This window comes from Roseateles sp. FW301-B2 (assembly GCF_058788955.1).
In genome coordinates this window covers 56,590-70,344 of sequence record NZ_JBYTBE010000009.1, presented here as the reverse complement: position 1 = coordinate 70,344, position 13,755 = coordinate 56,590, and the positions used below count along the sequence as shown (strand labels likewise).

Below are 13,755 nucleotides of genomic sequence, written 5' to 3'. Positions count from 1 at the left end.
GCAGGACGTCAGGGCGCGCGCAGCGGCAGTTCCAGGGTGAAGCGGCTGCCCTGGCCGGGCGCGCTGCTGACGCTCAGATGCCCGCCCAGCAAGCTCTCGACGATGTTGTGCGCGATGCTCAGGCCCAGGCCGCTGCCGCCCTGACCGAAGCGCGTGGTGAAGAAGGGCTCGAAGACGCGGCGCCGCACCGCCTCGCTCATGCCCACGCCGTCGTCGGCCACGCTCAGGCTGATGCGTTCGCCGGCCAGCGCATGCAGCTCCAGCGTCAGCGTGCCGCCGCTGCGGCCGGCAAAGGCATGGGTGAGCGCATTGCTCATCAGTATCACCAGCACCTGGCCCAGCGCGCCCGGGTAGGCGTCCAGCTGCGGCGCCGTCTCCAGCTGCAGTTGCAGGCCGACGCCGGCCTGGCGCAGCGCCACGCCCAGGGTCTGCGCGCATTGCTCGCAGACCTCGGCAACGCGGAAGCGGCGGCGCTGCTCGGCGCTGCGGTCCACCGCCACCTGCTTGAAGCTGCTCACCAGGGCGCCGGCGCCCTGCATGCTGCGCTCGATCACCGCCAGGCCCTCGCCGGCCTGCTGCAGATAGGCCTGCAGCTCGGCGCGCCGCATCGGCTGGGGCTGCTCCACGCGCTCGGCGAGCGCATGCGTGGCGGCCAGCACGGTGGAGGCCACCAGCAGGCTGTTGCCGATCGGCGTGTTGAGCTCATGCGCCACCCCCGCCACCATCGCGCCCAGCGCCGCCAGCTTCTCCTGCGCCATCAGCTGCTGCTGCAGCGCGCCCAGGCGCTGATAGGCGCGCGCGTTCTCCAGCGCGATGGCGCCATAGGAGCACAGCATGCGCAGGATCAGCTGCTCGCGCTCGCCATAGGCGGCGGCGCGCACCGACTGCACCGTCATCACGCCCAGCATGCGCTCGCTCAGGCGCAGCGGCACGAACATCATGCTCAGCATCGCGCGCGTGCCCGGCACCTCGCTGTGCGGATCGGCCAGCTCGCCGGTGCCCAGCACGAATTCGCGGCGCTCGCGCAGCGCCCGCGCGCAATAGCTGTTGGGGCTGTCCAGCGCGATCGGCGGGTCGACGAAGGCCTGGCCGGACTCCATGCCGAAGCTGCAGACCAGCTGGCCGGCCGCCTCGTCCAGCGTGTAGATGGCCACGCTCTGCGCGTCCAGCATGGTGTGCACCAGGCGCTCCAGCGCCTCGAAGATGCGTTCGGCCTGCAGCTCGGTGGTGATCTCCTGGCTGATGCTGCTGAGGTGCAGCAGCAGCTCGTGGTTGCGGCGCAGATGCTCGTGCTCGACGCGCGCGCGCTCCATCTGGTGCTGGGCGCGCAGGCCGGTCATGCGGCGCGTCGCCTCCTCGCTGAAATGGCGCTGGCGGTTCGCGCTGGCCTCATGCGCCAGCGCATAGGCGCGCTCGAACCTGCCCTGGGCGGCCTGCGCCGCCGACGCCGCCTCCAGCAGGGCCGCCTGCGGCCGGTAGGCGGGCAAGGTGGCGGCCTGCGCCAGCGCCTGCTCGTACCAGCCCAGCGCCGCCGGCCCATGCGGGTCCAGCGCCAGCGCGATGTCGGCCTGGGCCCACAGGGCCTCGATCTCGTAGTTGCGATTGAACTGGGCGCGCGCCCGGCTGAGGGTCTGCTGGATGCCGGTGGCGGCCTCGGCCACGCGCCCCAGGCCCAGCAGCGCGCGCGCCCGGCCGATGCCGGCGATCACGCGCAGATCGGCGGCCGCGGCACTGGGCAGCGCCGCCATCTCCTCGTAGGCCGCCAGCGCCTCGGCATAGCGGCCCGACTCCAGCTCGATGCGCGCCAGCACGTTCAGGCGCACCGCCTGGTTGCGGCCATGCGGCAGCGGGCGCAGCACCTGTTGCGCTTCCTGCAAGGCCTCGCGCGCCGCATCCAGCTGGCCCAGGTGGCGCAGCACCTCGCCCACATGCATCAGGCAGCCGCCCACCAGCGAGGGCCAGCCGGCCGCGCGCGCCAGCTCCAGCCCGCGCTGCAGCCAGCTCAGCGCGGTCTCGTAATCGGCCATATTGCCGTAGTTGAAACCGAGGTTGCTGGCCAGCGCGATGGCGCGGCGCAGCTGGCCCGATTCGAGCGCCGCCTCGAAGGCCGCGCCGAAGCTGGCGATGCAGGCCTCGTAGTCGGCGCGCAGCGCCGCCAGCACGCCGCGGAAATCGGCCACGGCGGCGCGCGCCGCCGGCGGCAGGCCGGCCAGCTCGGCGGGCAGCAGCGGGCCCCAGTCCTGCTCGGCCTTGAGGTTGTCCTGGAAGGCGGCGCTGCGGCCCAGCTCGGCGCGGAAGATCAGCAGGCGCAGCGTATCGCCGGCCTGCTCGGCGGCGGCCGCCGCGGCCAGCAGCTCGCGCTGCTCGCCGGCAAAGTCGCCGCGCAGCGCGGCCAGGCCCTGGGCCAGCCAGGCCGCGTCCGCCTGCGCGCCGAGGTCGCCCAGCGCCAGCGCCTCGGCCCGGATCGCGGCCAGCAGGGGCTCGAGCTGCTCCAGCTGCGCATACAGCAGCGCGGCCTCGGCGCGCAGCAGCTGCAGGCGCAGCCGCAGGCCGCGGCGCTCGGGCTCGGCCAGCGTGGCCGCATGGGTCTCTAGCGCCTCGGCCAGCGCCAGGGCGCGCGGCATGTCGCGCTGGCGCAGCGCCCAGGCCATGAAGAGCTGCAGCTGGGGATCCTGCGGCGTGGCGCGCAGGCGCTGCTCGCCCGCCTCGAGCGCGGTTTGGCTGGGGAACAATTCCAGGGCCGCACGGAACGGCATGCGGATGCTCTTGTGGGGGCCAACGACAGCGCCAGACTACTGCAGCAGGCGCCGCCTGCCTACCGCGCCTGGCCCACGGCGCCCGCACGGGCGCGAGCAAATCACGCTATGCGCACAAACGCGGCACTCAGGGGGCTTGCAGCGGCAGTTCGAGGGTGAAGCGGCTGCCCTGGCCCGGCTCGCTGCTGACGCGGATGCGCCCGCCCAGCAGGGTCTCGACGATGTTGTGGCAGATCGAGAGCCCCAGGCCGCTGCCGCCCTGGCCGAACTTGGTGGTGAAGAAGGGCTCGAAGATGCGCTCCTGCAGGGCCGCGCTCATGCCCTGGCCGTTGTCGGCCACCCATAGCGCCAGGCGGTCGGGGCCCAGGGCCTGGGCGCCAAGTTCGATCTGCCCGTTCTCGCGGCCCTCGAAGGCATGGGCCATGGCGTTGTTGATGAGTATCAGCAGCACCTGCCCCACCTCGCCGGGATAGCCATCCAGGCGCAGCTCGGCGGGCACCTGCAGCGACAGCCGCAGGCCGGCGCGACGCAGCGCCAGGCCCATGGTCTGGGCGCATTGCTCGCACACCTGGGCCAGCGCGAACGCGCGCCTTTGCTCGGCGCTGCGGTCCACCGCCACCTGCTTGAAGCTGCGCACCAGCGCGGCGGCGGCGTCCATGCTGCGCTCGATCACCTCCAGGCCCTGCACATGCTGGTCGGCAAAGCGCTGCCAGTCCGAGCGCCGCAGCGCGCCCTGGGCCAGCCGGGCGTTGAACTCGCGCGCGCCGCCCAGCAGGGTGCTGGCGAGCAGCAGGCTGTTGCCGATCGGCGTGTTCAGCTCATGCGCCACGCCGGCCACCATCGAGCCCAGCGCGGCGAGCTTTTCCTGCGCCATCACATGGCGCTGCAGATCGGACAGGCGCCGATAGGCGCGCGCGTTGTCGAGCGCGATCGCCGCGTAGGCGCTCAGGCTGCGGAAGGCCAGGGTCTCGCGTTCGCCATAGGCCGGCAGATGCAGGGATTGCACCGTGATCACGCCGATCACGCGCTCGCCCACGCGCAGCGGGGCGAACATCATGGCCTGCATGGCGCTGGTGCCGGGCACCTGGTAATGCTCGCGCGGCAGCTCCGACATGCGCAGGATGAGTTCGCGCCCCTCGCGCACGCAGCGTGCCGAGTAGCTGCGCGCGTCGTCCAGCGCGATCGGCGGATCGACAAAGGTCTGGCCGTCCTCCATGCCGAAGGCGCAGTAGAGCTGGGTGCCGCCCTCGTCGAGCAGGTAGACCGCCATGCTGTCCACCTCGATGAGCGCATGCACATGGCGCTCCAGCACCGCCAGCACGCGGTCGGTCTCGAGCTCGGCAGTGAGCTCGCGCCCGACCTCGCTGAGATGCAGCAGCACCTCGTGCGTGCCACGCAAGGCCTGGAAGCGCGCCGCCTCCGATTCGGCCAGCTGGCGCAGGTGCTCGCTTTCGGCGCGCGCACGTTCGATCTGGTGATGGGTGTGCAGGGCCAGCGAGCGCTGGCCCACCTCCTCGCCGAAACGCCGCTGGCGCAGCACGCCGGCGCGCTGCGCCAGCTCGTAGGCCTGCTGATAGGCGCCCGCCAGCGCATGGGCCCGCGCGGCCGCCTCCAGCAGCTCGGGCGGGGGCACGAACGCTTCCACGCGCGCGGCGCGCTCGAGCGCCTCCAGGTAGTACCGCAAGGCCTGCTGCGGCGCGCCGGTCTCGGCCAGCGTCACCTCGCCGAGGATCCACAGCAGGTCCACCGTGGTCTCGAGCTGGCCGTGCGCCAGCTGCAGCGCGGCCTCGGCGGCGCTGCGCGCCTCGGCATGGCGGCCCAGCGCCAGCAGGGCGCGCGCGCGCCCCAGCTGGGCATCGATCTTCAGATCGTTGGCATCGGCATGCACGGCGCGCTGCATCAGGGCATCGAAGGCCTGCAGCGCCGGCTCGGTGCGGCCATCGTCCTGCTCGGTATGGGCGAGGTATTTGAGCGCCAGCGCCGCGGTGCGCGAGGCCGGCTGCGCGCCCAGCATGCGCAGGCAATCCTGCAGCTGCGCGCGCGCCTCGTCGCGGCGCCCCAGCCGCCTGAGCGTCTCGCCCGCCTGCGCCATGCACAGCGCCATCGAGGCCGGCCAGCCGGCCTCGCGCGCCAGCGCCAGGCCGCGCGTCAGCCATTCCATCGCGGCCTGGAACTCGCTCATGCCCCAGTAGGCGCGGCCGAGGTTGCTGGCCAGCGCGATGGCGCGGCGCAGCTGGCCGGTCTGCAGCGAGAGCTCGAAGGCCCGCGTCATGGCCGCGATGGCGGGGGAGAACTCGGCCGCCATGCCGGCCACCAGGCCGCGCAGGTCGGCCACGGCGGCGGCCACCACCGGGCTCAGGCCCTCGATGTCCAGGCCCAGCAGCGCGGCCCAGGTCTGCCGCGCGGTAGAGAGGTCGCGAAAGGTATCGGCCCGGCCCAGCACCGCCTGCAGAAACAGCAGGCGCTCGCCATCGCCGGCACGTCGGGCGCAGGCAATGGCCAGGCCCAGCTGATCGTGCACCCGCTGCACCTCGCCCAGGTCGGCCGCCAGCGAGGCGGCGAGGTGGTGGGCATCGGCGCAGCCGATCTCGTCCTGCTGCGCCTGCAAGCCGCCCAGCGCCTCGTCCAGCAGCGTGCGCGCCGCCTCGAAATCCATCGCCTGCAGCGCCAGCTCGGCGCGCACCAGCCGCATGCGCGCGCGCCAGGCGGCCTGCGCGGGCAGCGGCCAGCCGGAGGCCGCCAGGCCTTGCTCGACCTGCTCGGCCAGCCCCTGCGCACGCGCGCCGGCAGATTGGCGCAAGGCCCAGGCCAGCTGCGCCTGCAGGGCCAGGCTCGGGCCCTGCTGCAGCGCCAGCTCCAGCCGGGCAAGTTCATCGGCCGGGAGGAAGAGTGCGGGGGCGGCCGGAGCGCTCATCGTCATGCTCAGTAGCCGCGCGTGCGCGCCACCAGATGCTGCAGCGGCGCGCCGCGGCGCAGCGCCGCCAGGTTCTCGGCCGCCACCAGCGCGGCGCTGCGGGCATCGGTCTGCGCCGCGGTATGCGGCAGCACCGTCACGCGCGGGTGGCTCCAGAAGCGATGCGTGGGCGGCAGCGGTTCGACGGCGAACACGTCCAGCAACGCATGGCCGATCTGGCCGCTGTCCAGCGCCGCCAGCAGGGCCGCTTCGTCGACATGCGCGCCGCGCGCCAGGTTCACCAGGCCGGCCCCGCGCTTGCACGCGGCCAGGCGCGGTGCGTCGAAGAAGCCCTGCGTCTGCGGCGTCAGCGGCAGCAGGTTGATCAGGGTGTCGGCGCCGGCCATCGCCTCGGCCAGCCCGGCCTCGCCATGCCAGCAATGCACGCCGTCCAGCCGGCGCGGGCTGCGGCTCCAGCCGCTCACCGCATAGCCCTGCGCCGCCAGCGCCACAGCCACGCGCCCGCCCAGTTCGCCCAGGCCCAGCACCAGCACCGACCATTCCTGCGCGCGCAGCTGCGGCAGCGGCCGCCACAAGGCCTCGCGCTGCTGCGCCTGCAGGCGGAAGAAGCCGCGGTGCAGGCCCAGCACCGCCCACAGCGCGGTGTGCACCATGGCCTCGTTCATGGCCGGGTCGACCATGCGCGCCAGCGGCACCTCGGCGGGCAGCGTCGGGTCGCCGAGCAGCTTGTCCACCCCCGCCCAGACCGACTGGATCAGGCGCAGATTCGGCAGGCCCTGCAGGCTGCCATGGGGCGGGTTGGCGACGATGGCGGCCTCCACGGCAGCGGCCTCGGCGGCCGTGCGCGGTGGCGCCAGCAGCCATTGCTCGCCCGGCATGGCGGCCTGCAGGGCCTGGAGCCAGGCCTGCTGCTCGCCCTCGGCCCAGCGCCCCAGCAAGAGCAGACTCATCAGCTGTCCCTGTCCTCCAGGGCCTCGCACAGGGCCGTCAAGCCGGCGCGCACGGTGGCCATGCGCACATCGCAACGATCGCCCGGGAACAGCTCCTTCCAGACCCGCACCGGCTTGCCGGCATGCAGCAGCGCCAGCCACACCGTGCCCACCGGCTTGCCCTCGCTGCCGCCGGTGGGGCCGGCGATGCCGGTGACGGCCAGGGCCCAGTCGATCGGCGCATGCGCCATCAGGCCGCGCGCCATGTGCTGGGCCACCTCGCCGCTGACCGAGCCATGCAGCTCGATGAGCGCGCCGGGCACGCCCAGCAACTCGGTCTTGGCCTGGTTGCTATAGCTCACCACGCCGCGCTCGAACCATTGGCTGGAGCCGGCCAGGCTGGTGCAGGCGGCGGCGATCAGGCCGCCGGTGCAGGACTCCGCCGTGCCCATGCGCTCGCGGCGCTGTATCAGGGCCAGGGCAATGCGGTCGATCAGCTCGGACTCGTCGGGGAACAGCATGATGTTCAGCCTCCAGAAGAAACGGCGCGCCACAGCGCCAACACGACTAGGGTACAGCCAGCCGCGACGAAATCATCGAAGAGGATGCCGAATCCCTGGGCCCAGCTGACGGCCGCGCCACGCTCGCCCTTGAACAAGCGGTCGGCCCAGCCCACGGGGCCAGGTTTTGCCGCATCGAAGAAGCGGAACAGCCCGAAGGCCGCCAGCTGCATCCACAGGCCCGCCGGCATCACCAGCCACAGCACCAGCCAGAAGGCCAGCACCTCGTCCCAGACGATGGCGCCCGGGTCCGGGGTGCGCAGATGGCGCGCGGTGACGGTACAGGCCCACCAGCCGATCAGCGTGCCGATGCCGATCACCCAGGCCCACCCCTGCGGCGTGAGCCAGCGGTTCAGCACCAGAAAGGCCAGCCAGGCCCACAGCGTGCCGACGGTGCCCGGCGCCTTGGGCGAGAGCCCGCTGCCGAAGCCCAGCGCCATCCAGTGCGCCGGGTGCTCCAGCATGAAGGCCGCGCTGGCGCGGCGCGGTGCCAGGTCGGCGGGTTCGCTCATGATTTGAAATGGTCGAAGGAGGACAGCGCCAGGGGCAAGACCTGGCCCTGGGCGTCGAACAGGCGCAAGCCCGGCTCGGCCTCGATGCGGCCGATGCGGGTGACGGGGGTGGTGGCCAGGGCGGCCGCCGCTGCCACCTCGGCGCGCCGCGCGGCCGGCGCGGTGAACACGAGTTCGTAGTCGTCGCCGCCGCTGAGCGTGCACAGGCGCTGCAGGGCCAGGTCTTGCGCGGCCAGGGTCGCGCTGCGCGGCAGCGCATCCGCCTCCAGGCGGGCGCCGACGCCGGAGCGCGCCAGGATATGGCCCAGATCGCCGCACAGCCCGTCCGAGACATCGATGGCGCTGCTGGCCAGGCCGCGCAGGGCCTGGCCCAGGGCCACGCGCGGCTGCGGCAACTCCATCGCGCGGCGCACGCTTTCAAACGCATCGCCCGCCAGCTGCACCGTGCCGCGGAACAGCTCCAGCGCCAGGCGCGCATCGCCCAGCGTGGTGCCGGAGACATAGATGTCGTCGCCCAGCTGCGCGCCGCTGCGCAGCAAGGCCTGGCCGCGCGGCACCTCGCCCATCACCGTGATACAGATGTTCAGCGGCCCGGCCGTCGTGTCGCCACCCACCAGGGCAATGCCATGCGCCTGCGCCAGCGCGAACAGCCCGCGCGCAAAGCCGGCGAGAAACGCCTCGTCAGCGCGTGGCAGGCTCAAGGCCAGGGTGAAGGCACGCGGCGTGGCGCCGCAGGCCGCCAGATCGCTCAGATTCACCGCCAGCGCCTTGTGCCCCAGGCGCTCCGGTGCCACCGTGGAGAGGAAATGCCGCCCTTCCACCAGCATGTCGCTGGACACCAGCCACTGCATGCCCGGCGTCGGATTGATGACCGCACAGTCATCGCCAATGCCCACCGGCACCTCATCACCCGCCGCCAGCCGGCCCTGGCCCTCAAGAAAGAAGCGCTGGATCAGATCGAATTCACCCATGGGGGGGATTGTGTCAGGGGTGCGGGGGGCGGCGGCGGGACCGGGGGCAGCAATAGGCTGATCTGAGTCGCTCGCGGTCCAGTGCCTGAACTGCAGCAAGCGCCACCACAATCGGCAGAGTCACTCCATTGGCACAATGCCCCATCTGGCCGCATTGCGCCCCGCGCCTTTGCCAGCCCTTTCATGCTCCCAGCCGTCGCCCTTTTGAAAAAGCACCTCTCGATGATTTCCCGCTTCCACTCCGCCTTTCCGCTTTCCGTCATGCTTGCCAGCGCCTTCTTGGTCGCAGCGCCCACGACGGCCCTCAGCGCCCCGCACGCCAAGCCGCGCGCCGCCGCGCACAAGCAAAAGGCCGCTGCCCCCGCCGAACCCGCGATGACCACCGACGCCAACGGGCAGTCGGTGCCGGTCCTCGCCAACAAGGCCTGGGTGCTGATGGATTTCAATACCGGGCAGCTGCTGGCCTCGTCGAACCCGGATGAGCCGCTGCCACCGGCGTCCTTGACCAAGATGATGACCAGCTACCTGGTCGAGCAGGCGCTCAAGAGCGGCAAGGTCAAGCCCAACGATCCGGTCACCATGAGCCTCAGCGCCTGGTGCCGCGGCGGCAAGGAGGGTGACAGCTGCATGTTCGTGCCGCTCAACGCGCAGGCGTCCCTGATGGACATGCTGCGCGGCGTGGTCATCGCCAGCGGCAACGACGCCTCCAAGGCCTTGGCAGAGCACATCGGCGGCTCCGAGCCCGGCTTCGTGGCGATGATGAACACCGAGGCGAAGAAGCTGGGCATGAGCAAGACCCAATTCGCGAATTCGGCCGGCCTGCCCGACCCCAACAACAAGGCATCGGCCCGCGACTTGGCCGTGCTGGCGGCCGCCATCATCCGCAACAGCGCCGAGTACTACCCCATCTACGCCGAGCGCCAGTTCACCTACAACGGCATCAAGCAAGGCAACCGCAATGCGCTGCTGTACACCGACCCCACGGTCGACGGACTCAAGACCGGGCACACCGACGAAGCGGGCTACTGCCTGACCGCATCGGCCAAGCGCAACGGCATGCGCCTGATCTCGGTCATCATGAATGCCGACAGCAAGCAGGCCCGCGCCGACCAGACGCGCGTGCTGTTCAACTGGGGCTACGCGAACTTCGAGGAAGCGTCCCCCGCACAGGCGGGCGCGACGCTGACCAGCGCGAAAGTCACCTACGGCGTGGCGCCCGCCGTCAATGCAGGCCTTGCACAGCCCTGGACGCTGGTGGTTCCCAAGGGCCAGGCAGCCGCAGTCAAGACGGCCATCACGCTGAATCCTGCAGTCGAAGCGCCGATCGCCAAGGGCGCCGTGATCGGCAAGATCGTCGCCACGGCCAACGGAAAGCAACTCGGCGAGGCCCCCGTCGTCGCGCTCGCTGACGTGGAGCGCGCAGGCTTCTTCGAGCGTTTGCGTCAGCGCGTTGTCGGCTGGTTCTCGAAGTAAGGCAGCTGGTGAGCGTCGGCGTCGAGCTATCGCTGTCAAGCGCGACCGACGCCCACCAGCTGGTCTGAGTCGTTCGCGGTTCAGTGCCTGAGCGACCGCGCCAGCCAAGACCAGCCATTCAGCTCCGCTGGCGTGACAGGCTCAATTCGCTGCGAAGCAGTCGTCGAGCTTGCCAGCCCAGCCGACTGGATTGGGTCGATGGCGGACAGCCAGGGCAGGGCTAGAGCGGCGGGAAGGGATTCACGCCATCCGTGGGCAACTTGTGCATGCAGGCAACGAACAGCGGGTTGACGAGCCATCCATCGAGCCACTGCCGTACCGATGGCAAGTCCAGCCTCGCAAACCATCCCGGCTCCACAGCGGCGAACTGGCGAACGAAGGGCAGCACGGCCAAGTCGGTGGCGCACGGCGTGGCCCCTCCCAGGTAGGACGCCTTGTGCAGCCGTGCCTCAAGCGGCTCCAGAAGCACTCCCAGTGCCCTGTCGCGGTGTTCGTCTGGGGTGAGCATCTCATTTGCGTACCGTTGGGGGTACTTCCAGCGGTCCAGGTGACGCTTGAAATCGCCGTCATTTCGCTGCACAAGGTCAAGGTTCGCAGGCGACTGCGCCCTCGCCCACCAACCCTGTGCATCGGGTGCTGCCAGCGCCCAGCGCATGATGTCCCAACTCTCCTCGATCACGCAGCCATCGGGCAAGTGCAGCACCGGCAACGTAGCTTTGGGAGACAAGGCCAGCAAGCTTGCCGGCTTGTCGCGCAAGCTGACCTCCGCTGCCTCGAAGACCTGTCCAGCTTGCAGCAACGCCATCCGAGCGCGCATCGCATAGGGGCAGCGGCGAAAGGTGTAGAGCCGAGGCAGGAGCGGGCCTGAAGCGCAGAGAGGTGCCCGCGGCGTCAGCGTCGATGGGTGCATGGGTGAGGCGTGAACTTGCTGGCGGCTCAATGAACCCACAGCACCTCGAACTGCTGTCGGATAGGCGCCCCCTCCATTGACACCTCATCACCCTCGTATTTGCCCAACATGGCCTTGCCCAGGGGGGCTTCACTGCTGATGACCTGAACGACCTGAGTGCCATTGACCAACTTCATGCTGCCTCCAGCCGGGCCGAGAAGGAACTGTTGCTGCTTGTCGTCGGCATCGACGAGGCAAACCAGCGCGCCAACCTGAATGCCTTTGTCGGCATCGTAGGCGCATGGACGGAATTGGCGCCAATTGGCCATCGCCTGGCGGATGGCTTCGGCGCGACGAGCTTGGCCGGTGGCCAGATAGGCAGCTTCAAGACCGAGCGTGTCGTACTTGTTCTCGGCGATGTTCTCTTCGTGTGTTGCCGTTTCATGCGCCACCCGCGCGGCCTCGTCGGCTAGCAGCAGGTCTTCGGCAAGCCGCTCAAGAACCTGCTGTTGCAGCAAGAATTTATCCATGATTGAAGGTCGGCATCTCAAACAAGCGCGGCGCTTGATTATGAAGGGCCTCACCAGATCTCTACGCTGCCGTGAATGACTCAGTTCAGCCTAGAACTGTCTCCTGCATCGGATGGGCGAACTTCCGCTCCTGGCCGGGAGCGGTCCCTATGTACCAGTCAGATGACTGACCTCACCCGCTGCATCCCTGCCCTATCCCACCCTCCTCACATACTCCTCGTCATCCATCACCATCCCCCTGATCACATCGTTGCCCGGCAGGATGCGCGTGAACTGAAAACCAATTCTCTGCAGCAGCCGCCCCGAGGCCTCGTTGCCCACGGTCACGGTGGCGACGAAACGGCGCACGCCTCGCGCCGTTAGCTTCTCAATCGCCGCGGCGGCGGCTTCGCTGGCATAGCCGTTGCCCCAGTAGCGGCTGAAGAAGTAGAACCCGAAATTGCTGGCCTCCAGGCCGTCGGTGATCTCGGCATCGACGCGGCCGAGGTAGTGGCCATCGGACTTGCGGCGCACCGCCCAGATGGGCCATGCGAACTGGGCGTCGGGGTCCATGCGGCTGTGCTCGATGCGCTGCCAATGCGCGCGCAAGGCCTCCAGGCTGGCCGGCTTGGCCATGGAGATCCAGCGGTACAGGGCCTCGTCGTCCTGCAGCGGCTGGAAGAACGCATCGGCATGGCGCGCGCACAGCGGCTCCAGCAGGAGCCGGGGCGTTTCGATGGCGGCTGCCAGTTGGGCGGCGATCTCTGGCTGCATGCAAAAAGAAGGAAGGGGGGGCGGGAGGCCTGGTTGCGGGCTGCGGTGATGTGAAAGGTCTGCAGCCTGGCAATGTAAGGCCAGCTTCCGCACATGGGTGACACTCGGCTTTTCTTCGCCTCGCACCGCTTACTTTGCTTCAAGCCCCCACTTCCGCCGCCCCGCCCGCCAGCCTGGCCACCCTGGCCAATGGCCTGCGCACCGTCACCATCCCCATGCCCTGGCGCGAGACGCTGAGCCTGAGCGTCTTCATCCGCACCGGCAGCCTGCACGAGAGCGCGCGGCTGAACGGCATCAGCCATGTGGTGGAGCACATGGCCTTCAAGGGCACGGCCAAGCGCGACTGCCAGCGCATCAATCTCGACGCCGAGGCGCTGGGCGCCGAGGTCAATGCCCATACCGACAAGGACCACACCGCCTTTCATATCGAGGGCCTGCCGGGCGATCTGCCGGCCTTTGTGGAGTGGTTGGCCGATATCGTGCTGAACAGCAGCTTCCCCGCCGATGAGCTGGAGCGCGAGCGGCGCGTGATCGAGCAGGAGTTCAGCGAGTTCGAGGACGACCCGGGCAGCGTGGCCTTCCTGCTGCTGGACCGTGCCTGCTATGGGCCGGGCCATGCGGCGGGCCGGCCCATCATCGGCACGCGCGCCAATATCCAGCGCTTAGGCCGCGCGGACTTGCTGGCCTATGCCCGGGCCCAGTACACCGCCTGCAATGTGGTGGTGGCGGCGGCCGGGCCGGTGGATGCCGAGTCCTTCACGCGCCTGGTGGAGCAGGCCTTTGGCGCCATGCCCGCCGGCCTGCCCAATGAGCTGAGCGCGCCGCGCTGGCAGGGCGGCCTGAAAACCCGGCGCATGGCCGGCAGCGGCCAGTGCCAGGTCTTGCTGGGCTTCGAGGCGCCGAGTCTGGGCGCCGCCGAGAGCACCGCGCACCTGCCCCATGTGCTGGCCGCCGCGCTGCTGGGCGAGGGCATGAGCTCGCCGCTGCTGGACGAGATCCGCGAGCGCCGCGGCCTGGCCTACCACGTGGCCTGCTCGGCCGACATCCTGCCGCTCTACGGCCAGTTCCTGATCGAGGGGGCCACCGCGCCGGCTCAGGCCGAGGAGTATCTGCAGGCGGTGCATGCGCTGCTGCTGCGCCAGGCCCAGGGGCCACTGGATGCGGTGGCGCTGGCACGCGCACGCAAGCAGCTGCAGATGCGCAGCCTACGCGCCCTGGAGCAGCCGGCGCGCCGCATGGAAGCGGCGGCGCAGGAGCTGTTCCACTTCGGCCGGCTGCGTGCGCCGCAGGAGCTGATGGCGCAGCTGCAGGAGGTCACGGCGGCACAGGTGCAGGCGGTGTTCGAGCAGCTGCTGCTGGGGCCGCAGCAACAGCCCGGCCAGCCGCGCCCGGCCATCGCCCTGGCCGGCAGCGTGCCGCAGCGCGTGCGGGCCTGCGCGCAGGCGCTGGTCGGCTGAGCGGCTGAGCG

11 protein-coding genes are annotated in these 13,755 nt (G+C 70.5%); 2 read left to right on the top strand and 9 right to left on the bottom strand.

Annotated elements, in window-relative coordinates:
• Positions 1 to 8: 8 nt before the first annotated feature.
• The 6 genes from AC3WQY_RS08490 to thiL all read right to left on the bottom strand — a co-directional run bounded on the left by AC3WQY_RS08490 (position 9) and on the right by thiL (position 8,642).
• Complete coding sequence (locus AC3WQY_RS08490) at positions 9 to 2,756, bottom strand: ATP-binding protein (protein WP_492707432.1); 2,748 nt, start codon at positions 2,754 to 2,756, stop codon at positions 9 to 11.
• A 127-nt stretch (positions 2,757 to 2,883) separates the two neighbouring features.
• Positions 2,884 to 5,670 carry an ATP-binding protein gene (locus AC3WQY_RS08485; RefSeq protein WP_492707430.1) on the bottom strand — a complete coding sequence of 929 codons (2,787 nt, stop codon included), beginning with the start codon at positions 5,668 to 5,670 and terminating at the stop codon, positions 2,884 to 2,886.
• An 8-nt stretch (positions 5,671 to 5,678) separates the two neighbouring features.
• The gene (locus AC3WQY_RS08480; RefSeq protein ID WP_492707428.1) at positions 5,679 to 6,620 is read right to left on the bottom strand and encodes a 2-hydroxyacid dehydrogenase; all 942 of its coding nucleotides are present in this window, start codon (positions 6,618 to 6,620) and stop codon (positions 5,679 to 5,681) included.
• On the bottom strand, positions 6,620 to 7,120 hold the full coding sequence (locus tag AC3WQY_RS08475) for a CinA family protein (protein ID WP_285234087.1): 501 nt from the start codon (positions 7,118 to 7,120) through the stop codon (positions 6,620 to 6,622). The genes AC3WQY_RS08480 and AC3WQY_RS08475 overlap by 1 nt, the downstream gene beginning before the upstream one ends.
• Before the next feature lie 5 nt (positions 7,121 to 7,125).
• Complete coding sequence (locus AC3WQY_RS08470; RefSeq protein ID WP_492707425.1) at positions 7,126 to 7,671, bottom strand: phosphatidylglycerophosphatase A family protein; 546 nt, start codon at positions 7,669 to 7,671, stop codon at positions 7,126 to 7,128.
• Positions 7,668 to 8,642 (bottom strand): thiamine-phosphate kinase, encoded by a 975-nt coding sequence (gene thiL / locus AC3WQY_RS08465; RefSeq protein WP_492707423.1) that lies wholly within the window; start codon positions 8,640 to 8,642, stop codon positions 7,668 to 7,670. The genes AC3WQY_RS08470 and thiL overlap by 4 nt, the downstream gene beginning before the upstream one ends.
• Positions 8,643 to 8,825: 183 nt before the next feature.
• Between thiL and AC3WQY_RS08460 the strand changes: the two genes are divergently transcribed.
• Complete coding sequence (locus AC3WQY_RS08460) at positions 8,826 to 10,115, top strand: D-alanyl-D-alanine carboxypeptidase family protein (RefSeq protein WP_492707421.1); 1,290 nt, start codon at positions 8,826 to 8,828, stop codon at positions 10,113 to 10,115.
• 220 nt (positions 10,116 to 10,335) lie between these two features.
• Here AC3WQY_RS08460 and AC3WQY_RS08455 read toward each other — a convergent pair whose 3' ends face one another.
• The 3 genes from AC3WQY_RS08455 to AC3WQY_RS08445 form a co-directional block, all read right to left on the bottom strand.
• Positions 10,336 to 11,025, bottom strand: coding sequence for a glutathione S-transferase (locus tag AC3WQY_RS08455; protein ID WP_492707419.1), 690 nt, complete (start codon positions 11,023 to 11,025; stop codon positions 10,336 to 10,338).
• 26 nt (positions 11,026 to 11,051) lie between these two features.
• Complete coding sequence (locus AC3WQY_RS08450; protein WP_492707417.1) at positions 11,052 to 11,534, bottom strand: GreA/GreB family elongation factor; 483 nt, start codon at positions 11,532 to 11,534, stop codon at positions 11,052 to 11,054.
• A 192-nt stretch (positions 11,535 to 11,726) separates the two neighbouring features.
• Entirely contained in the window at positions 11,727 to 12,287 is a 561-nt protein-coding gene (locus tag AC3WQY_RS08445) for a GNAT family N-acetyltransferase (protein ID WP_492707415.1), read from the bottom strand.
• Between the two features lie 134 nt (positions 12,288 to 12,421).
• On the opposite strand from AC3WQY_RS08445, the gene AC3WQY_RS08440 reads away from it, so the two are divergent.
• The gene (locus AC3WQY_RS08440) at positions 12,422 to 13,744 is read left to right on the top strand and encodes a M16 family metallopeptidase (RefSeq protein WP_492707411.1); all 1,323 of its coding nucleotides are present in this window, start codon (positions 12,422 to 12,424) and stop codon (positions 13,742 to 13,744) included.
• Positions 13,745 to 13,755 lie beyond the last annotated feature (11 nt).